The organism is Ornithinibacillus caprae (assembly GCF_009728145.1).
GTDB lineage: Bacteria > Bacillota > Bacilli > Bacillales > Amphibacillaceae > Ornithinibacillus > Ornithinibacillus caprae.
Window position 1 is genome coordinate 67,624 of the sequence record NZ_WOCA01000009.1, and the last position, 19,421, is coordinate 87,044.

Below are 19,421 nucleotides of genomic sequence, written 5' to 3' on the forward strand. Positions count from 1 at the left end.
ATATGGAAATGGCATTGGAAAGAGATGATAAGGAGTTAGAAAAAGAGAAATTCCAAATGTGGGTTAATTATTTATCAAATGTATTTTCACACCCTCAATTTAGTAAGCCTGATCCACAATACTTGAGAGCGAAACAGGAGTTCGAACAGTCACTTAATCCACAGAACAAGAAAACCGCTGACAAGGTATACGAGTGGGATTTCGAGAAGACAAAACGACTTGAAGGGAGGTAAATCATGGCGACTATAAGAGAGTTGCAAGCTTCCTTTGTTGCGAAAGCTAATGGGATGAAAAGTGCTATCAAAGGTATAAAGAATGATTTCGAAGGTCTAGATGACAAAGCTAAAAAAACAGCTCAAAATGTAACCAAAAAGTTTAATGAGACCAGTAAAAAGATGAAATCTATTGGTGGCAGTATGACTAAGAATGTTTCCGTTCCAATTATGGCGATTGGTACGGCGGCTTTTGTAGCTGCAGATAGTATGGACAAGGCTTTTAATAATATTCGAGTTGGTACAGGTGCAACAGGTAAAGATCTAGAAGGTTTGAAAGAAGATTTTCGAGAAGTGTTCACCGATATTCCAGTAGATGCCGATACCGCCTCTAATGCTATTGCGGGATTAAACACTATGACAGGTGCTACTGGTAAGGTATTACAGGGGTTAACAAAAAATGTATTAGAAGCTTCTAGAATGTTAGGAGAAGATGGAGTTTCTAATGCCAATGCTTTTGGTAATGCGCTTGTTCAATGGCAGATACCTGCAGAAAAGGGAGAAGAGTACCTAGATAAATTATTTAAAGCAACACAAGATTATGGTGTATCTCTAAACGCTTTAACGGGACATTTAACAAAATTTGGACCCGTTCTACAAAATGCAGGCTTTACTATGGATGAAGCAGCAGATTTATTCGGTAAATTAGAAAAGGGCGGAATACAGGTTACTCGTGTTATGCCCGGACTAAATAAAGCATTTCGTAATTGGGCAGATGAAGGCAAGGATGCTAAGAAGGAACTTCAAAACATTATTGACGAAATGCAAAATGCGGAATCCGAAACAGAAGCGTTATCCATAGTAAGTGAAGTGTTTGGTGCAGAGGGTGCACAGCGAATCACAACAGCAATCAGAAGCGGGGTAATGCCATCTCTTGAAGAGCTAGGGAAAGGTTTGGAAGATTCACAGGGACTCATCGAAGGAACGGGTGAAGAAACGCAATCTTTTGGAGATAAAATGCTCTTATTAAAAAATAAAGCACAAGATGGACTACAACCAGTAGGCGACATATTGTTGAAGCTTGCTGACGAGTGGTTACCTAAGGTGATAAGCGCAGTAGAAAAAGTAACTGGCTGGTTCGCCAACTTAAGTCCTACTGGTCAAAAAGTAGTATTAATTATTGGAGCTATAGCGGCTGGTATTGGTCCACTACTTATGGTATTAGGTTCATTGATTGGTATGTTTTCAGGTTTAGCGGGAGCAGCTGCAGCATTAAATATTGGTTTATTGCCTTTAACAGGAATTGTCTTTGGGATCGTAGCAGCGATTGCAGCACTTATAGCTATAGGAATTGCTGTATGGAAAAATTGGGACACCATAAGAGAAAAAGCAATTGAAATTTGGGGATTTTTAATAGAGTTTTTCTCCAATTTCTTCTCAAATCTAGAGGACCTCTTTAATAAGGCTCTAAATTGGATAGACGAGGTTACCAACGGAAAATTCAAATCTGTCACTGATACCATTCGAAAATACATGGAGATGGGAAAAGAAAACATACAGGCGGTCCTGAAATTTATACGAAACACCTTTAAAAATGCGCTCGACTTTTTGAAGTCCTTGGTAAAGGGCGACTTTAAAGGAATGAAGGACGCTATTGGTAATCAGCTAGAAAATACGAAGCAATTAATCTCAAAAATATTAGGGAATATTTCTAAATTCTTTTCTAATACGATAGGAAAAATCGTAACTGGGGTACAGAATAAGTTTTCCGAAATGAGAACTAAGGTGTCTACTATCTTTGGAGAAGTGAAATCCGCAATCACTAATCCGATTGAGACTGCTCGAGACAAAGTGAAAGAAACAGTGGACAAAATTACTGGGTTCTTTTCTAATATCGGTGACAAGATGAAAATTAAAATACCTAAACCGAAGTTACCAAAGTTTTCTATTGAAGGTGAATTTTCTTTGGCACCACCTAAGGTACCTAAAATCGGCATTTCTTGGAATGCTGAAGGTGGTATTTTTAATAAACCTACAATATTTGACACTAATAATGCAGGTTTGCAAGGAGTAGGCGAAGCAGGAGCAGAAGCGATAATTCCACTTAAAGACTCTGTCTTAGGCAAAATTGGGAAAATGATATTAAAGGCAACTGGGTGGAGTGCTGAAGTTAAAGACAACGGTATTGCAGAAAAATTGGATTGGGTTACAAGTGGTCGTTGGGCTGAATCGGTTATTAATATTGTGCCTATAAATGAATTGATGTTAAGTAAGTTTGCTGATCAATTGAATACTGGTGATGAAGAGTTGTCCAAAGAAGAAGTTATCCCATTACTAGAGAGAATTGCTGAAGCAGTAGAAAAAGGTCAGGATCTATCGGTTGTTCTAAATGATCGTATAGTTGGTAAGTCGTTAGAATCTATCATTTCAGAAGAACAAAAAAGAAAAAACGCCATAAGAGAAGCGTTTAAGGGGTGATTATTGGTGAATAGCTTAACTTTCAATTCAATTAGAAAAGAATATGTTAGTGTTTTGGAACGTGGTCGACCATATTGGGCTAATCGTCAGGTGAATATTTTAAAAGTAGCTGGTATGGCTGGTGGACATGTTCAAAACATAGAAACTGAACCTATAATCATGCCCGTTAAACTTCTTATTGAAGGAGTAAGCAAAGAAGACTTACAAGCCAAATCTGAAGAATTAGCAGAATGGCTTATTAAAGATGAAGTAATGCCATTAGTCTTCGATAACCAACCAAATAGAACGTATTTTGCTATGGTTGATGGGGGAGTGGATCCACAAGAATTTGTTTCATTCTCAATACTAACAATAAATTTTATTTGTCCAGATCCATACAAATACGGTCCAGAAAAGTCACTCAACCTATCAGATGCAGCAACTGTTGAAAACGAAGGAACTGCAGAAACTTATCCAATCATGGAAGCAACTGCAAAAGAGAGCGTTACTTCTTTTATGGTAGCAAAAGGTGACGAGGATTTTTTTATGATTGGACAACCATTTGACATTGATAAGCAGGCTATAGAACAATACCCAGAAGTTGTGTTTTATCCAATGGAATCCCTTGTAGGTTGGTCACCTATGACTGAGGGGTTCTTTTTTGATGATGAAGTAACAGGAGGATATGTAAGCAATGGAACGGTTGGTGTAGTAGGCGGAACTTCGTTCTCACCAACATCATTTGGAACTCAGCGTTCTGGTTGGTATGGTCCAGCTATTAGAAGGTCCTTACCTGAAGAAATTGGTGATTTTCAAATAACTTTTGGAACTTCGTTATATAGCAATGGGAATGGGATAGGTAAAGTATTTGCATTATTTTTAGATGAGAACGATAAGATCGTTGCTTCTATAGGGCTTATAAACACTCGTATGGGAACAAGAAACGCACGCGTGTTAGTTAGAATGAATGATGGCCAAAATTACCGAAGAACAAGAGTAATGGACTATCCAGGGGATTCTGGATCTGAATCAACCGTTTTTAGTAGTCGTCCTTTAAACATACAGTTGAAACGTGAAGGGAATAAGTACTCCGCTCGTACTTGGCAAGTTAGAGATGGAGAAGCTCATGCTAGACATGCTGAAGACATTACTTCTGAGGTTATAGAATTCCAAAGACCAATTCGCCAAGTCGCTTTATATTTTGCTAAATACGGTTCAAACCCATCATTGAATATGCAAGCTATAGGGTTGAGAGTAAGAAAAAATAACACGTTATTACTTGATGATAGTTTAATTCCTTACATTGCACATGCAGGAGATAAAATTTTGGTTGATGCAAAGAAGGAATTAGTCATGATTAATGATGAGCCTAGAACTGATATGAAAGCATTTGGTGCTAATTATTTTGGACTGGATCCAGGAGAGAATCATTTATTTACTTTCCCAGAGGATGCTTTTGATACAAGTCTAAGATATAGACCAGCTTATAAGTAGGAAGTGAATTTAGGCTAAGGTATGAATAATTAACAAGAGTTATTTTAGAGCTTAATTATTTGATAGAATAGGGGGAGATATATTTTGAGGAGATGATAAAGTGACAAGGACTGTTTATTTTAAAATGAAAGATGTAGATTCAAACTGCCGGCTAGATGAATTTCCGCACTATTGTGGGTTGTGTCAAAAGAACATCGAGCCCATTTTCATTTCTTTAGTATATGTAAACAGAAAAATGGGATTTGATAATGAAATGGAAGCTGTGTTTCAATGCACTAATCTTAAATGTAACAGTTTAATGATATGCTATTATCATAGAACAGAAGGAACAGAACCGTTCGAACTAAAAAGGACCACTCCCCACAGACATGTTGAGAAAGAGTTTAATGAAGATATAAAAAAAGTATCATCAAATTTCGCTGAGATTTATAATCAGTCATATGAAGCCGAACAGGATGATTTAAATCATATTTCCGGACTAGGTTACCGAAAAGCACTTGAATTTTTAATAAAAGATTATTTAGTATTTTTGCATTCGGATAAAGGTAAAGAATCGAAAGAAAGGTATTTTAGGATGCCTTTGAGCCAGTGTATTGATCAGTTAGAAAATGAACGTATAAAACAAATGTCAAAGAGAGCAGCTTGGCTAGGGAACGATGAAGCGCATTATCTTAGGAAGTGGGAAGATAAAGATGTTAATGATTTAAAAATTCTTATTGAAGTGGTTGTTCATTATATCTCTATGGATATAGCTGCTAAAAGGTATTTAGATGAAATGAACTAGATTGGTGGGAAGAGAATGAGTACTCCTTGTAAAAAGGCTGAGATTATAGAAGTTATAAAGTTAAATGTAGTGACGGGAAGCGGAGACACAATTGAAAATCCAATAAAGGAAAAAATTCAATATTGGTCAAAGGATGGAAACCTACTTTTCGAAAAAGATCAATGTCCAGAAAAAAGTAGCCCCTATTAGGGTAGCTGCTTTTTCTATTTGTAGGAGGTGATAAATTTGTCTACTATAGATGTTTTGCACCATCAGTCAGATGAAATAGTTGATTTTTATAGTAACAAGAAAAAGAAATTTTGGAATGATACTCATTTTAGTAGTCTAGAAAATTACGTAGAGTATTTTAACTTCATAGTTTCATATGATAATAGTGAGAATGTCCAACAGAGAAATCGAGTCATTATACCTGGAGAAGATGGAGACTTTCGTGAGTTCATCATTAACGAATCCCTTAAACATGAACAAAATAAAGAAGTGTATACTATCGCATCCTTTGTTGAGGATTTAAAAAAGGACAAAACAATAGAACCTCAAGTGTTTGAAGGCATTACAGTAAATACCTTTTTAGATACTATTCTTTTAGGTACCGGTTGGCAAAGAGGGAAAACAGACTACTTAGGTATTCGTACTATTCCGGTTGAAAATACCTCCTATCCATTTTCTGTACTAAAAACAGGTGCCAAAACTTTTGAAGGTGAATTAAACTTCCGTATCGAGACAGAAGGAAGTAAGGTAACTGGCCGATATGTTGATTTGGTTGAGCGTCAAGGCTCCTGGAATGGGAAAGAAATTACGGTTGGCAAAGACCTAATAGGAGTAAAAAGACGTGAAAGGTCTGATATTATAACAGCTTTGGAATGTTATGGACCTGAACGTGAAGATGGTACAAGGTTAAAAGTAATTGTAACAGATGAAGATGCACGTAAACGTTGGGGTAGACCAAGTAATAATCCACAACACTTATGGGGTATTTATGAGCCACAGTCAGTAGATGAAGAAATGACTGAAGAAAGATTACGTTCATTAGGGGAAACAGAACTTAAAAAGCGTGTTAATTCTGTTGTGGAATATGAAGCAGATCAAGCTTCCATAGAACATATTTTTGGATTTGACCATGAGAAGGTACGTAAAGGCGATACTGTGCGTATTAAAGATACCTCGTATACACCAGCATTATATCTAGAAGCAAGAGTGAAGTCAGTTGAACGGAGTCTATCTAACCCATCACAGAAAAAGTATATTCTTGGTGACTTTATCGAATTTGAAGAAGCAGATGTGATGGCACTGTTTAGGAGTATGCAAAAGGCATTGTCTCAAAAGATATCGGAACAACAGTTACAAGAATATGCGGAAAAGGTAATACCAGAACAGGATACTCCTCCTGAAAACCCCACTAAAGGAGACAAGTGGGTGGACACGTCTAAAAACCCTCCACAGATGAATCTGTATGACGGTAGTGACTGGCACACGATTAAAGGAGAAAAAGGAGATCCTGGTGACCAAGGTATTCAAGGTCCACCTGGTGAAGACGGGTTACCAAGCTATACTCATATAGCTTATGCAAATAGTTCTGATGGAACTGTTGACTTTAGTGTTAATAACCCTAATAGAGATTATATCGGTATGTACGTAGATTCGAATTCTACCGATTCAACAGACCCTTCCATGTATAAATGGACGAAAACAAAGGGCTTGCAAGGTGACCAGGGTATACCAGGACAGCCAGGTGAGGACGGCAGAACCCCTTATCTCCACACTGCGTATGCCACTAGCTCAGACGGTACAAGTGGGTTTTCGACAACTGATCCAACAAATAAATCTTATATTGGGACTTACACAGATTATGTCCAAAGTGATAGCACAGATCCTAGTAAGTACACTTGGGCATTATTCAAGGGTCCTAAAGGTGATAAAGGGGATCAAGGCCCCCAAGGAGAACAAGGACCGTCTGGAAAAGATGGGATAGCATATATGGGACCTGATGAGCCGAGCAATCCTGCAGTAAATGGCACCTGGTTCCAAACTAATTCAGCAGGAGAAGTAATTGCCATAAAAAAATGGAACGGTAGCACTTGGGATACTGCGCAAATGACTGTAGATGTACTTAACGTACTCAAACTTTCAGCATTAAGTGCTGACTTAGGCAATGTTACAGCAGGAGATATAAGAGGCGTAACTATGAATTTAGGAAACGGTCAGTTCATAGTGGAGGATGGAAATGTGACCTTCGGAGGTCATCTAGAAGGGGCAACGGGATCATTTAGTGGCGAATTTAGAGCTGGCAATACTTTAATAGATGATAATGGGATATTGGTTGATAGTGGAGGATTTAGAATAATTGATGAAAACACACAATTAGAATCGTTAATCTATGGAGCCAGTAATATGGTTAACGACCATAGTTTTGAATTAGTACCGTTAGGGACTGGTTCTTGGTCGCATGCTACAAGGCGAGTTGATGTTGATCGTATGGGTAACTATTTTTTGTGGGATATTCAAGGAGCAAGAGAATACGCGCGTATCCAATCTACTTTAAATACTAGTGAATTCCAAAGAGCACATTTTGGTCATCAAGCGGCAATTCTAGAAAATCGTTATTTTTGGAAACAATATGTACCTTTAAATATTGCTAATATGCTTACTGGTCGGCCGTACACAGTAAGTGTCTATTTTGCTGCATACGAAGATACATCAGCCCCTGTTACTTCGAGGTTGTTGGTACATGCTTATGATTGGGAGTTCAACCTAATACAGAGTTCTAGTGTAGCAAATGTAAGTATTACGATAAATCCCAACGAACCGTATCTTTGGAAAAGGGTAGGGGCTACGATTCATAACCTACCTCAAAACACAGCTTATTTACGGATAAGACTGGACAATAGCGAAGACATTAGAACCTTAGCAGATGGGGTGCAACTAATACCATATGAGTACCCTACAATCTACCAACCTGAGGATGCACTTTTTAAATATATACAAGGAATTACTGGCTACAATTAAAGAAATGGAGGGTATTTAAATGTCCTTACGTATTACGAATGTAAAGCTTAATTATGTAAATGAAGAAATTGAAAGTGCGAATGTTTACTTTAGAGGTATAAGTAATACTCAAATAAATCTGAGTGGAAATGTATTAATACCTCCGTCTGAATACAACGGTTCCGAAGATATTCAAACGTTGAAGCCTATTGTCATTGAAAAAATAAATCAATTATTAAATAGTGATCCAGTAGAGGATGATCCTGAAGTAAGTAGCGCTGTATAGGCGTATTTTTTATGTTTTAAATAACCCCGTCCACCATCCGATATAGGTAATGGGAGGGGATGAATTGGAAGATTTACAACAAACTATAAATGGTTTTGCTTTGAACATCGCAATACTAGTTTTGATACTTCTTGCTTTCTCAGGATTAGTATCAATTATTTTAAAGAATATATCCATACATCGAGAGTTTAGAAGAATAATAATGGGCTTAGTAACACTACTAGGTTTGTATGTTTGGTATCAGATAACTTTTATATAGTATTAACATCCTTAGCCTGTCATCTTGATTGATGACGGGTTATTTATATTAGGGGGTCGAACATGTCAATTGAAATTGGAGTCTTGATATCCTTAGCATCAATTATTATTGGGATTATGGGATATCAACTTAATAAACAAAAACAACAAAACGAGCAACAAAAAAACGTAAAAAACGATGCAACAAGAGAAGCAGTAATTGAAACAAAGCTAGACAATATTAGTAACGGAGTTGATTCCATTCGAATTGATTTAAGAGCTAATGAAAGGCAAATAGGAGCATTAGGTGAACGTGTTACAAGAGTAGAAGAATCATCAAAGCAAGCACATAAAAGGATAGACAACATGGAAGGAGGTGTTTGATGTGGTCGAAATCCTAGCAATTGCATCCGTAATCGCACCAGTAACAAGCGGTGTGGTACAAGCAGTAAAAAGCGCAACAGGAGTAAACAAAAGATATTTACCAGTAATGGCAATGGCAGTCGGCATCGGATTAGGTGCAGCTGCTTTTTTTGTGGACATTGGATTAGGTGAGAGAGTTTGGGCTGGTGGGATATCTGGTCTAGCTTCTGTAGGGTTATTTGAGTTAAGCAAAAAGTCGAAAGGGGATGAAAAGTAATGGCAAATCGAATTGATGATGCAGGTCATGGCGGATCTGATCCAGGAGCAGTCAAAAATGATCAACAAGAAAAAGTTTGGACGCTTGAAGCTGCTAAATATGTCAATGCTAGATTAAAAGAGTTAGGCATTGATAGTGCTATGACTCGTACTTCAGATGTGACTTTATCTCAAAATGAACGTACTAATAAAGTTAAAAAACATGCCAAATGTATTTCGCATCATTATAATGCTGGTGGTGGAGCTGGGGTAGAGTTTATCCATTCTATTTACTCGGATGGAAAGTTCGAGAAGCTACTAGAAGAAGAATTCAAAAAAGCTGGTTATCCAGTAAGGCGCACATTTACACGTATGTTAGCTTCTGGTAAAGATTATTACTACATGCATCGAGATACAGGTGCAACAAGAACAACAATTGTCGAGTATGATTTCTTAGATGGTCCTAACTTCCCTAAATTGAAAGATAAGTCTTATCGTGAAGGTATGTATGAATGTGTAGTAAAGGCTGTTTGTCGAGATGAAGGGGTTAAGTATGTTGCTCCAGAAGAAAAGAAGAAAGCAGAACCTAAAAAAGAACAAGTCAAAAGTGAAACCATCGAAAAGCCTAAAGCTAATCTAAAAGTAGATGGCTATTGGGGCCCATTAACCACCAAGGCTCTACAACTCTATCTAGGTACACCTGCAGATAGTATCATTAGTGGTCAGTACAATACAGCTACTACAAGACAAATCAGTGGTGTGCATTATGGTAAGGGTGGCAGCACTGTAATACGTGCGTTACAAAAATTAATCGGTGCTAAAGTGGATGGATTGATTGGTCCTGAGACTGTACGTAAGTTACAACAATATCTTGGTACCCGTGTTGACGGGGTAATCAGTAGACCTAGCACGATGGTTAAAGGGTTGCAACGTAGACTTAACAAAGGTAATCTATAATAATAAATTAAAATAACAAAATAACTACTAACTTTTGTTAAATTATTATCTAAAAAAAGCCCCCTGCTGCGGAAACAGTAGGGGGCTTTTATGTGTTTTAATAAATTATTTCATTGCTTTCTATTGAATACCCTTCCATAATGACATAAAATTAAACAAAAGAGGATAAGCTATAGGAGGGAGAGAAAGTATTTTTGGTTAAAAATATTGAAGTAGAAACAGTACTTGATTATCTTGGCGAAGGAATAAGCAAGCCTGCATTAGTACTTGGGAGCGATTTTAATCGTTATATCATGAAGAAGCAAAAGGTTAAGCAAGATGGTAAAACTGTTATTCATGATTGCATGTTTTTAAACGAAGTATTGTCATATCAGATAGCAAACTATTTAGGTGTTCCTGTAGCGGACGCAGCTATTGCGCACCTTGATGCAACATTGATTGAAAATGATCCTGCTATTACGTTCGTACATAAATTTCAAGAAGGTATTCACTTCGCTTCTATTGAATTACAAGATAAGGAAGAAAATCTCAAAGCCAATTATGAAGAAGCATTAAAAACGGGAAAACCTTATACTATCAGAAGTTGGAAAGCTTTTTTCGATAATATTGTTAATAGTGGTGATATCTCAAAAATTCTTGCTCTGGATCTGCTAATTGCTAATTTTGATCGATATGGAAATACTGGAAATCTACTAATATCAAATGATGGATCTTCAAGAAAGTTATACGCCATTGATCATGGACATGCATTTTTCAGTCCTGTTTGGAATACTGATAAAATTAATGCTTTACGATCTCCCAATGATTCTGTACAATATTTAGATTGGTTTATAAATCTAATATTAAGAAACAACCTCCAACAAGGCCAAGCAAATGGAATGGGAGAAGTTTTTAGAAATATAGAAGCGTCTATAGACTTATTAAATGTTTCAAATCACTCCTTTCAAGATACAGTACATGACATTGAATCTATCGATGAAGAATTAATCGATTCTTGGTTAGAGATCATTCCAAATGAATGGTATGTGGAGAAACAAAATCAAATAGCATTTTATAAAAGTTTTATATTAAAACAAAAAAGCTTAGTCAAACTGCTAATACAGAGACTAGCAGAAAGAGGAGCGTTTTCTAATTATAGAGGAGGTGTTCTAGAATGGAAAAACGTAAGGCAAGTTGGTACAGTATAGTTCGGTATAGAGCGGACGACTTAGCAGGTGAAGTTGTAAATGTAGGAGTTTTATTACATTCATTGGACGGAGAGGGAAATGCATTATCTAAGTATCTACTAGTAAACGAGAACTCGCCAAAAATTCGGGCAGTTACTCAATCTGAAACTGACGTCCAAATATACAAAACTTATAAAGAAGTTCTTGAGTATTATTTAGATGAAAGCTCCAATAATTTATTTGGTACTGTTGGAGATGTCCAAATTGGATCTCCTTCTCAAAATGATTTTCTTGAAAAAATTTACGATCATTACATCGATAAAAAAATGTTCCTAACGAGGCCTAAATTCTCACTAAGTGGAAATTTAGAAGGGTTATTTAAAAGTTTATTTTGTACCTATATAGGTGAAAAATTCCTGAATCTTGATCAAAATCATATTAGTACTAAAAAACACATGAAGAAATTATTAGAAGATAGACGACTATTAAACAAGAAAGTGATAAGTGATTTTGAAATTAGACCAATTAAAGATCTACAAAATGTAAAAATAAAAGTGGATTTTTGTTATAAGAATGGTATTTGGAATTATATGCAAGGGGTACCTTCTGTAAAAGGTCCATCTAGAAATACAGAATGGTTAGCTAAAACTAAATTTATGTTTGAAAATCTTGAAACAGAGAGAAAAGTTCACTTGCTTTACAGGAAGTCTGATATAATAGATAAAGATTTTAAATCTATGTTAGAATATTTATCTGATATTGATGATAAAGTTGTAAAGTTAGATATAGAAAATAATGTAGAAATAAACCAATTGTTTACCACAATTGCTAAAGAAGCTCATGATATTGAAGAATTACAAATATCTTAGTTAAAAGCTCTCTTAGGAGGGCTTTTTTATTTTGCCATATTTAATCTCTTATGCTAACATAGGAACAAACGTTCTTGTTAAGGGGTGAAAAAATGCACGATAGAGGATCCATTAAATGGACATCAATGATGATGCCAGAACACATCCAAATGCTTAGAGACTTAGATAAACAGTACCATTATAAACAAAAACCTGTACTTGATGATCAGGAGTTGCAGGAAATTAACAACAAACTACTGCTTGCAATTCATAATAATCTTACTGTAGCAGTGAAATATTATAAAGATCATGATTATCATTATGTTACTGGAAAGCTAAAGAAGATCGATGCGATAGAAAAGTATATACTGTTTGAGGACTTCACGAAGATAAATTTACATGATGTTTTAGATGTACAGATTGATTAGTTTGATTCCGTTTCATAGTCATAAATAAGTTTATTAAAATACAATATCTCTTCTCTTAATTTGATCATCCTATCTTCATTTGTACAATTAGAGTATTCGTTTTCCAGTCGTTCTAAGTGCTTTATAAATAAAGTTATTTCAGGATTATGTTTCATATACTCATTCCCTTTCATAAGCTTTTATTATTTTATACCAAAAAATTCCAACATGGAAATGTAATGACGTTTTATAATGCAAAAAACCCTCCATCAAATGGAAGGCTTATTTTTATTGTCCTCAATAATTACTTTTTTGTTCTTCAACTCCACAAACTCTTCTAATGATAACGGCTGTTTGTTATTTAGATAGTGTCTATAATGACTGCTACATAAATGCCTTGATCTTGGTTTGTTTTCACAATCCTTAATTAAGCATGTTTTCTTATCCCAATTTTCAGCAATGTATTTTTTCTTATTATTTATCTGTTCAACATATTCCAATAGTTCGATAGGACATATCTTTCTCTGTTTATTAAAGCTACTGTAATGGCTCATACACAAGTTTTTGGCTATAGGCTTTTTGTAACAGTCATAGATCATACATCTGATTGCTTGCATTGTTTGCTCCTCTTTTTCAAAAAATATGATATCTACCATTTACAAATATCTATAATACATTCAACAAAAGTGTTTTAAAATCCTTTAAAACAAATTATTAATATTTATAAAAATAAAATATCCCCCTCGATCGAGGGGGATAGCTTACATATTTAAATTTGTTTTTATTTTATTATAAGCTGCATTAAACTTTTCTTCTACGTATTTTAAGTATAATTCATTATCTTCTCTTTCAGCAAAGCCCAAAACAGCTCTTAACAGAAAATCTATTGTGTAATTTTTTTGTGTATCGGACATATTTAAATGCCAATAAAACGGTTCCTCAGTATCAAGAATTTCTCTACACATGTTTGCTATTCTATTACATCTCTCCTGTTCAATGTCTGTCATAACAACCCCTCCCTTCTAAGGTGAGTATATTCATTTGAGTACAATCTTATGTTTGGGCCATACCTGGGGGAGGAGACATTTTTGCAATTACAGGTTTGATTAGTCCATTGCTACCAGCTCGTATAACATTAATTGCATGGTACTTTTTTAGCTTTAATCCATCGTCAATAGTTAGCGGAGATATTTCCTCAGATAGATCACTAAACGTCTTCTTACTACATGAGTATAAATGATAATGGGGTCCTGCTGACTTAATTATTTCGGCTAAGTCTCGCGGTATTTGTTCCCAAGAATGAAACATCCACACATAACCAACACGCCATTTACGACTTTCAACTGCTGCAGATTTCCATGTTTTAGCCGATTTTAGGAACTGGTGTGGTTCGTCGAATACAACAAAAAATGGGAACTGATTTTTTTCTTCTCTTAAAGTCATAGCTAAGTCTATTTTAGTGCTTAAGAGGTTTACAATAAGGTCTACAGCTTCAGGTCCTAATTCTGATTTAGGCACATCAATAATAAACGCTTTACGTTGGCTCATTAGATTCACCATATCAACTGATTCATCAGATTCCATGCATTCTGATAAATACTCATCTCCTAATATTGTATCAAGTCTGTTTAGGATAGGAGCAATAATCTGTGCTCTTTTTCCAGCACTCATTTCCGAGAAATCAGCAAGCGATAATTTGTGGATGCCATCTCGCATTTTCTCCAGTACATTCTTTCTGTATTCTTCATCTTCAAAAATACGTATGATTTCAGATAGTTTACCAGTTTGCATTGCCATAACTGCAGCTCGAATGTATCTAGAGGTTTGTGCACCTGTTTCGTCTGTAGAAGTATTAAAAAATCCAATTATAGTGTTCGCCAAACGATTCTTTGCTCTAGATGAATGTTTCACTTCACACCAATCTAAAGATATTGGGGTCTCACCTAATCGAATCCTTTCAACCTGGTCATTAGGAAGTGCGGATTGAACTTCATCCCCAATTTCCCCTTTTGCAGGATCAATAGCTAATGCACCAAATCCGTTATTGATGGATTCAACAATCCAGTTCGCTCCGAATCCTTTAGTTTTTCCAGATCCCATACCACCGATTACGGCACGAGGCAAACATAGTTCATCGTAATTATTAACAGGCATATATATTGGTACCTTTTTACCTTTGAAGATTGCTTTACCAAAGGGAATTCCTCCTTTTTTGAGTATATCTGGAATGTCTGTTTCACGACCTGTCACAGTCTCAATGATAGGGTACTCATCTTGTAAGGCTCTTTGTGGTAGTTTAATAAAATGGGATATTTCTGGCGGGGTTATGATCTGTCTTTTCCCAAATATAAAAGGTACCGGGATATGATGGCGTTCTATGTCATCTAAAAATTTTTTAACTTTATGAGGTTTAATTTGCTTCTCTTTTAATTCATTATCCTGGTTCAGTTGTTTCAACGCTAAGAGGATCCCTCTAGCGATCTGTCTTTTCCTTCTTTCGTCTTTCGATTGAACTATCAACCTAAGAACAAAATCAAATCCTAGATGACTAGGTTTTAATTCTGTTGATCTACTAAACTCTTTATTTTTCCAACATTTAGGGGGTTTATTATCAAATTCTTCTTTCTTCTTATCAGCGTCCTTATACCATTGTTGTTCAGCAGCTTGAATGCCAAATTGAATAAATGCATGATCACCTTCTTTCATGAATCGAGACATCTCTAATAATTCTTCCAAAGGGATTTGTTGCATGGTCCTATCGGTTTTTAGAGACATAAAGAAAGGGTGTTTTAGCTTAATATTGAATGCTAGGATATCTTCTGTTTTGGGCTTGCGCTTTACGTTTTGCTTAACATCTTGAAGAGTAACGTCTTTCCAAGTTAATTGAGATTGCTGTTTGATAATGTCGTACATATCTGTGTTGGTAGTGATGTATGTTTGATAGGATTTACTTGATATGTTTGTTTCAAAAAATATTCTTTCAGGCGCATAAATTTTGCCACTATTCCAACGCTCAAACATTTCAGCATAAGAATCGGCCATAATGTCAGCAAATTGATCTACTCTATCATTCTTAACGTTTCTGTGCGGGATGATTTGGAAAGTTTTAAAAGGATCTGGTTTATATTGAGATTTAATTAATCGCAACGGTACTTCTTCATCGTTCACCTTAGCGACTATATCTGCGTTAACCGTTGGTTGAACAGTTTCTTTATAAGGCTGTGTGTCTAGAAAATGAATCCTAAGCGTATTACCTTCCCATGCCATTTCCATCTAAAACACTCCCAAAACAGCTTTAATACTTTCCATTAACCCAACTATCTTTCCTTCTGGAGCTTCTACAGTTTGGTAAAGAGCATAGAAGCACCCGCCTATAAATCCTGTAATTAATCCTATAAAAAATTTCATTCTCCCATCACGTCCTTCATATCTCGGACGTTTTGGAATGCATCTGTTAGCGCTTCATTAAGCATTGTTCCGACAATAGCGATTAGCATTAATATACTGGGTACCAAGAACACTCCGCCAACAACAAGAGCAGTGGTTTTTAGTGTAGTTACTCCCCAGCGTTTCTTTATCCCTAGAAGGATGAATCCTGCAAGTGCAGATAGTATTCCTAATCCTAATGCGATGTCTTGAAAAGTATATTCGAGTGGGCGCATATTTTCATAAAAACTTTCAGCTCTAACTGTTTGAGCGAATAATACACCTGTAGAAGTCCACAAAGCTATCGCAAACTGCTTTAGCTTATTAGATTTTTGAACAAATACCATTTCTTGTTGTTCTTCATTCGTATCAAACCAATACTTGCCATTCAATTTAATGATCATAAATTTTCACTCCTTGGTGAATATTTTATTGTTCAACCGTTAATAATAACCATAGAAAGAGGTGATAACATGTTACCATGGGTACTTATAGGTGTAGGTGCAGCACTTATTACTTTTTCACAGTTACCACTCTAAACCAAACTAGACCAACCATTTTTCTGGGGTTGTTCATGTTGTTCAACCTCAGAAAAGGTTTTACTTTCGTTGTTCATACACCATTCCAGTTTATCTCTAATAAAAGCCGCGAAATTTTGTTCTTTGAAGTTACCAGTTTTATCAGATGCCCACTTCCAAATCTTCATGTCACGTTCGCTGTTTTCATTGAATACCGCATTTCGTCGAATATATTTACCCATAGATTTCCCTCGCAATGTAATAAAAAGCTTCCGAATCTGAAAAAACTGGATTCAAAACCATGTTGGCATTACGATAATATCTTTTAATGTGGTTATATACTTTAGTCGATCCACCGCCACAAAGAAAAAGCAAATCGTCTTTTTTCCACTTAAGAGATCCAGTGTTTGCTATTGTTGCTCTAGCAATTGCTGATGAATCTCTGTTTTTCCCTGATTCGGTACCGAAATCAAATGTATCTGATTCTTTCCCTATTTTTTGACCATCTTTAAAAGTAATAGCGTTAACGGTTCTGCTGCCTACTTGAAGGCCTCTGACTGTTCCTTTATCAGCATATTTGAAGAAACAGGAACCTTCTGGAGCTACTGATGCGTAAATTCTAAACCATTTTGTTACACCGTTGACAGTAATCTCATGGTACCCTGTTAACATAGAGGATAATAATATCTTATCTCTTTTATGGTCAGCAACCGGTAATCCTGTCACTAAACCTACTTCACATGATTTGAATGCCTTATGCAATGCAACTAGAATCAAAATAAGTGTGTCATCATGTAACTTACTGTCAGTCATCATCGGTCCTCCATACTCACTTTCGCGTATAGCAAGTGTTCCTCCACTGAATTTCATTCCGTTATATTCGATGATTAAATCATCATCTCCTTTCTCGTCATCAAATTCCGATTCTCGATATTCGCCTAGACTAGAATAGAATTCGAAATGACCACCAGCATACCAAATTTTTGTTTTGAATCTCCCAGGATCTACTCCAATAACTTGCATTGAACCACCCCTTTATAAAATAATTAGGAACTATTTGTGAAAATTCTATATTCATTGCTGTTTTGTGAACTAGTTATGAACTATTTCCTAAATTGCTGTTTGTAGTATATTATTCCTCTAACTAGGAAATATTACTGTTATACCGATATTTTTTATAAAAAAATAAAGAAGAGCCTTCTCAAGACTCTTCTTCAACATCAGGCCATATATCGTATACACTTTTCCCTAAGGGTTTAGCGATTCTATAAGCTGTTTTTAGTTTTGGTTCAGCACCTTTAATTAATTCAGTAATTGTATTTGGCCTAACGTTAGCTTTTTGTGCAAGCCACCCTTTCATGCGACCTTGTTCTTTTAATATAGCTTCCAAATTATTTTTCACGATTAACACCTCACAAATAAATTCTTTGCAGTGAGCCGTTAATCCTTCAATGAAAAAGCACTACTTTTGACATAAAACAGCCCTTCGTGTCGAAGGGTAGAGATAGGCTATAAAGCTGTAACGCTCGCCTGCGCTACGCTACAGCATATGCGCGAACTAATGAAAATATGCATAAAAATATAAAAAGGATGATTCAATGTATTATTATGTGATTGGATTGATAACAGGTGTAATTTTGGGATATTCTTTTAATAAACTAATTGATATTTTTAAGAAGGGGGTTCATATGCAAATCGTAGGATTAAATATTTCTGTGAAAAGTGTAAAAGAAACAACGGAAATTCCTAAAAATGAAAAAAGCAATAAGAAAACAATCAGAGTGAAAGTTAATGATCAAGATTGTGATCTATGCAAGGGTGAAGATATGTTTATTGCTGGGACGAAAAATTTAATTCCTTGTCCAAATTGTAAACGTAATACAAATAAATTTAATAAAATACTAATATAATAATGCTAACAATATTGCAAACGAATCGGATTGGATAAACTGAAACAGATTACCAAAAAAGAAGATCGATGTCTGTAAAAATAACTAGTTAATAAGGGTTAGAAAGTGGTGAAATTGGTCTGTTTGGTTTCCGGTACCAGGTTTGCCGGGGGTTCAAATCCCTCTGGGCGCGTACCATAAAGTCAATAAAAGCAAGGGGTAGAAGTCGATCTTCAGCCCTTGCTTTTTTATCGAAAAGAGATCGTCATAAAGGTCAAATCATGACAGACTCTTTTTGTTGCATTATCCTTACCAGTCCTCCATGATTTGTTGTATATTAATAATGTAAGGGGAGGAATGAAATATGAGGTTTCTTAAATTTGTATTTATCACCATAATTGTTTTGGCTATTTTAGGTTATGGGGTTTATTATTTCGGAACAAATATAGCATCGGAAAAACTAATGGATGCTTTGTCAGCCGAATTAGAGAATAGTGGCGAATTAGAAAACATTAAACAAATCATTGAAAATGATCCAGAGTTAACAGCTTTTTTAAAGGATGCTGAATCAGTAGATGAAAGTACACTACCATTTACTTCAAAAGAACAAGCAACTAGAGTATTAGTGAAAAAGATAGGTATATCAGGTCTTCAAGACATACAATCTAAGGTTCAACAAGGGCAAATCACTAAAGAAGAGCTCCTTCAAGAAGTGGAAGAGAAATTAACGGCAGAAGAAATAACCGCACTGAAAGTAATTGCCTACAAAGAGATATATAATTAGGTATTGAACAGGGGCTAATAGTTAGCTCTTTTTTTATCGAACTTGGGCGAGAAGACTCCTTCCTCAAAACGCGACAGTGTTTAGGTGGGAGATGAATCGCCTATTTTATAAATTAAAATCTAAAATCAAGACAAACGGGTGTTCTGTTTGGTAAAATATAACTAACAATGAGGGGGTGAATTCAATATGCCAACACTATCAATCAAAATGCCATTGTTTGAACCAACAAATATTAAACAAGAAATGTATGAAACAATGCAACATCGTTTTTCCGAATCTTGTAACTTGGCGATTAACATAAAAAAAGAAACTCCGAAATGAAAAGCTTCTGAAATCGATGTTAAAATAAGCCATAC

The 19,421-nt window shown here is 35.6% G+C and carries 23 protein-coding genes; 15 read left to right on the forward strand and 8 right to left on the reverse strand.

Annotation, left to right across the window (positions count from 1 at the left end; all coding sequences use genetic code 11):
- Positions 1-236: 236 nt before the first annotated feature.
- From GMD78_RS12410 to GMD78_RS12465, 12 genes are all read left to right on the forward strand, one after another.
- Entirely contained in the window at positions 237-2,690 is a 2,454-nt protein-coding gene (locus tag GMD78_RS12410) for a phage tail tape measure protein (protein WP_155669135.1), read from the forward strand.
- A 6-nt stretch (positions 2,691-2,696) separates the two neighbouring features.
- Entirely contained in the window at positions 2,697-4,163 is a 1,467-nt protein-coding gene (locus tag GMD78_RS12415) for a distal tail protein Dit (protein ID WP_196493807.1), read from the forward strand.
- Between the two features lie 100 nt (positions 4,164-4,263).
- Positions 4,264-4,947 (forward strand): DUF4145 domain-containing protein, encoded by a 684-nt coding sequence (locus GMD78_RS12420; protein ID WP_196493808.1) that lies wholly within the window; start codon positions 4,264-4,266, stop codon positions 4,945-4,947.
- Between the two features lie 225 nt (positions 4,948-5,172).
- Entirely contained in the window at positions 5,173-7,950 is a 2,778-nt protein-coding gene (locus GMD78_RS12425) for a phage tail spike protein (protein WP_155669138.1), read from the forward strand.
- 19 nt (positions 7,951-7,969) lie between these two features.
- Positions 7,970-8,215, forward strand: coding sequence for a hypothetical protein (locus GMD78_RS12430; RefSeq protein ID WP_155669139.1), 246 nt, complete (start codon positions 7,970-7,972; stop codon positions 8,213-8,215).
- Between the two features lie 64 nt (positions 8,216-8,279).
- Positions 8,280-8,474, forward strand: coding sequence for a hypothetical protein (locus tag GMD78_RS12435; RefSeq protein WP_155669140.1), 195 nt, complete (start codon positions 8,280-8,282; stop codon positions 8,472-8,474).
- Positions 8,475-8,536: 62 nt separating this feature from the next.
- The gene (locus GMD78_RS12440; protein ID WP_155669141.1) at positions 8,537-8,836 is read left to right on the forward strand and encodes a hypothetical protein; all 300 of its coding nucleotides are present in this window, start codon (positions 8,537-8,539) and stop codon (positions 8,834-8,836) included.
- A 1-nt stretch (position 8,837) separates the two neighbouring features.
- Positions 8,838-9,092 carry a holin gene (locus tag GMD78_RS12445; protein ID WP_155669142.1) on the forward strand — a complete coding sequence of 85 codons (255 nt, stop codon included), beginning with the start codon at positions 8,838-8,840 and terminating at the stop codon, positions 9,090-9,092.
- Complete coding sequence (locus tag GMD78_RS12450) at positions 9,092-10,027, forward strand: N-acetylmuramoyl-L-alanine amidase (RefSeq protein WP_155669143.1); 936 nt, start codon at positions 9,092-9,094, stop codon at positions 10,025-10,027. Before GMD78_RS12445 ends, GMD78_RS12450 begins: the two co-directional genes overlap by 1 nt.
- 194 nt (positions 10,028-10,221) lie before the next feature.
- A complete protein-coding gene (locus GMD78_RS12455) occupies positions 10,222-11,214 on the forward strand; it encodes a HipA family kinase (RefSeq protein ID WP_155669144.1) in 993 nt (330 codons plus the stop codon).
- Positions 11,181-12,062 (forward strand): hypothetical protein, encoded by an 882-nt coding sequence (locus tag GMD78_RS12460; RefSeq protein ID WP_155669145.1) that lies wholly within the window; start codon positions 11,181-11,183, stop codon positions 12,060-12,062. The genes GMD78_RS12455 and GMD78_RS12460 overlap by 34 nt, the downstream gene beginning before the upstream one ends.
- Positions 12,063-12,154: 92 nt before the next feature.
- Positions 12,155-12,469 carry a YolD-like family protein gene (locus GMD78_RS12465; protein WP_155669146.1) on the forward strand — a complete coding sequence of 105 codons (315 nt, stop codon included), beginning with the start codon at positions 12,155-12,157 and terminating at the stop codon, positions 12,467-12,469.
- A 248-nt stretch (positions 12,470-12,717) separates the two neighbouring features.
- Here the strand turns inward: GMD78_RS12465 and GMD78_RS12470 are convergent, their stop codons facing one another.
- The 8 genes from GMD78_RS12470 to GMD78_RS12500 all read right to left on the reverse strand — a co-directional run bounded on the left by GMD78_RS12470 (position 12,718) and on the right by GMD78_RS12500 (position 17,794).
- Positions 12,718-13,065, reverse strand: a complete 348-nt coding sequence (locus tag GMD78_RS12470) for a hypothetical protein (protein ID WP_155669147.1) — start codon at positions 13,063-13,065, stop codon at positions 12,718-12,720.
- Positions 13,066-13,209: 144 nt separating this feature from the next.
- Positions 13,210-13,455, reverse strand: coding sequence for a hypothetical protein (locus tag GMD78_RS12475; protein ID WP_155669148.1), 246 nt, complete (start codon positions 13,453-13,455; stop codon positions 13,210-13,212).
- Between the two features lie 46 nt (positions 13,456-13,501).
- Positions 13,502-15,721: an ATP-binding protein gene (locus GMD78_RS12480; protein ID WP_155669149.1), complete on the reverse strand. Its 2,220-nt coding sequence runs from the start codon at positions 15,719-15,721 to the stop codon at positions 13,502-13,504.
- Complete coding sequence (locus GMD78_RS21750; protein WP_281349706.1) at positions 15,722-15,856, reverse strand: hypothetical protein; 135 nt, start codon at positions 15,854-15,856, stop codon at positions 15,722-15,724.
- A complete protein-coding gene (locus GMD78_RS12485; RefSeq protein WP_155669150.1) occupies positions 15,853-16,278 on the reverse strand; it encodes a hypothetical protein in 426 nt (141 codons plus the stop codon). Before GMD78_RS12485 ends, GMD78_RS21750 begins: the two co-directional genes overlap by 4 nt.
- Before the next feature lie 131 nt (positions 16,279-16,409).
- The gene (locus GMD78_RS12490) at positions 16,410-16,634 is read right to left on the reverse strand and encodes a hypothetical protein (protein ID WP_155669151.1); all 225 of its coding nucleotides are present in this window, start codon (positions 16,632-16,634) and stop codon (positions 16,410-16,412) included.
- Complete coding sequence (locus GMD78_RS12495) at positions 16,627-17,415, reverse strand: ParM/StbA family protein (protein ID WP_155669152.1); 789 nt, start codon at positions 17,413-17,415, stop codon at positions 16,627-16,629. Before GMD78_RS12495 ends, GMD78_RS12490 begins: the two co-directional genes overlap by 8 nt.
- Positions 17,416-17,593: 178 nt before the next feature.
- A complete protein-coding gene (locus GMD78_RS12500; RefSeq protein WP_155669153.1) occupies positions 17,594-17,794 on the reverse strand; it encodes a helix-turn-helix domain-containing protein in 201 nt (66 codons plus the stop codon).
- 286 nt (positions 17,795-18,080) lie between these two features.
- Here GMD78_RS12500 and GMD78_RS12505 point away from each other — a divergent pair, with 286 nt between their 5' ends.
- The 3 genes from GMD78_RS12505 to GMD78_RS21755 all read left to right on the forward strand — a co-directional run bounded on the left by GMD78_RS12505 (position 18,081) and on the right by GMD78_RS21755 (position 19,386).
- Positions 18,081-18,302: a hypothetical protein gene (locus GMD78_RS12505; RefSeq protein ID WP_155669154.1), complete on the forward strand. Its 222-nt coding sequence runs from the start codon at positions 18,081-18,083 to the stop codon at positions 18,300-18,302.
- 343 nt (positions 18,303-18,645) lie between these two features.
- Entirely contained in the window at positions 18,646-19,065 is a 420-nt protein-coding gene (locus tag GMD78_RS12510; protein ID WP_155669155.1) for a hypothetical protein, read from the forward strand.
- Positions 19,066-19,251: 186 nt separating this feature from the next.
- Positions 19,252-19,386 (forward strand): hypothetical protein, encoded by a 135-nt coding sequence (locus GMD78_RS21755; RefSeq protein ID WP_281349707.1) that lies wholly within the window; start codon positions 19,252-19,254, stop codon positions 19,384-19,386.
- Positions 19,387-19,421 lie beyond the last annotated feature (35 nt).

Bases quoted from the DNA above. Each gene is read 5' to 3' on its own strand.
- GMD78_RS12410 (WP_155669135.1), top strand. From the start codon at position 237: ATGGCGACTATAAGAGAGTTGCAAGCTTCCTTTGTTGCGAAAGCTAAT.
- GMD78_RS12430 (WP_155669139.1), top strand. From the start codon at position 7,970: ATGTCCTTACGTATTACGAATGTAAAGCTTAATTATGTAAATGAAGAA.
- GMD78_RS12440 (WP_155669141.1), top strand. From the start codon at position 8,537: ATGTCAATTGAAATTGGAGTCTTGATATCCTTAGCATCAATTATTATT.
- GMD78_RS12450 (WP_155669143.1), top strand. From the start codon at position 9,092: ATGGCAAATCGAATTGATGATGCAGGTCATGGCGGATCTGATCCAGGA.
- GMD78_RS12460 (WP_155669145.1), top strand. From the start codon at position 11,181: ATGGAAAAACGTAAGGCAAGTTGGTACAGTATAGTTCGGTATAGAGCG.
- GMD78_RS12465 (WP_155669146.1), top strand. From the start codon at position 12,155: ATGCACGATAGAGGATCCATTAAATGGACATCAATGATGATGCCAGAA.
- GMD78_RS12470 (WP_155669147.1), bottom strand. From the start codon at position 13,065: ATGCAAGCAATCAGATGTATGATCTATGACTGTTACAAAAAGCCTATA.
- GMD78_RS12475 (WP_155669148.1), bottom strand. From the start codon at position 13,455: ATGACAGACATTGAACAGGAGAGATGTAATAGAATAGCAAACATGTGT.
- GMD78_RS12480 (WP_155669149.1), bottom strand. From the start codon at position 15,721: ATGGAAATGGCATGGGAAGGTAATACGCTTAGGATTCATTTTCTAGAC.
- GMD78_RS21750 (WP_281349706.1), bottom strand. From the start codon at position 15,856: ATGAAATTTTTTATAGGATTAATTACAGGATTTATAGGCGGGTGCTTC.
- GMD78_RS12485 (WP_155669150.1), bottom strand. From the start codon at position 16,278: ATGATCATTAAATTGAATGGCAAGTATTGGTTTGATACGAATGAAGAA.
- GMD78_RS12490 (WP_155669151.1), bottom strand. From the start codon at position 16,634: ATGGGTAAATATATTCGACGAAATGCGGTATTCAATGAAAACAGCGAA.
- GMD78_RS12495 (WP_155669152.1), bottom strand. From the start codon at position 17,415: ATGCAAGTTATTGGAGTAGATCCTGGGAGATTCAAAACAAAAATTTGG.
- GMD78_RS12505 (WP_155669154.1), top strand. From the start codon at position 18,081: ATGCAAATCGTAGGATTAAATATTTCTGTGAAAAGTGTAAAAGAAACA.
- GMD78_RS12510 (WP_155669155.1), top strand. From the start codon at position 18,646: ATGAGGTTTCTTAAATTTGTATTTATCACCATAATTGTTTTGGCTATT.
- GMD78_RS21755 (WP_281349707.1), top strand. From the start codon at position 19,252: ATGCCAACACTATCAATCAAAATGCCATTGTTTGAACCAACAAATATT.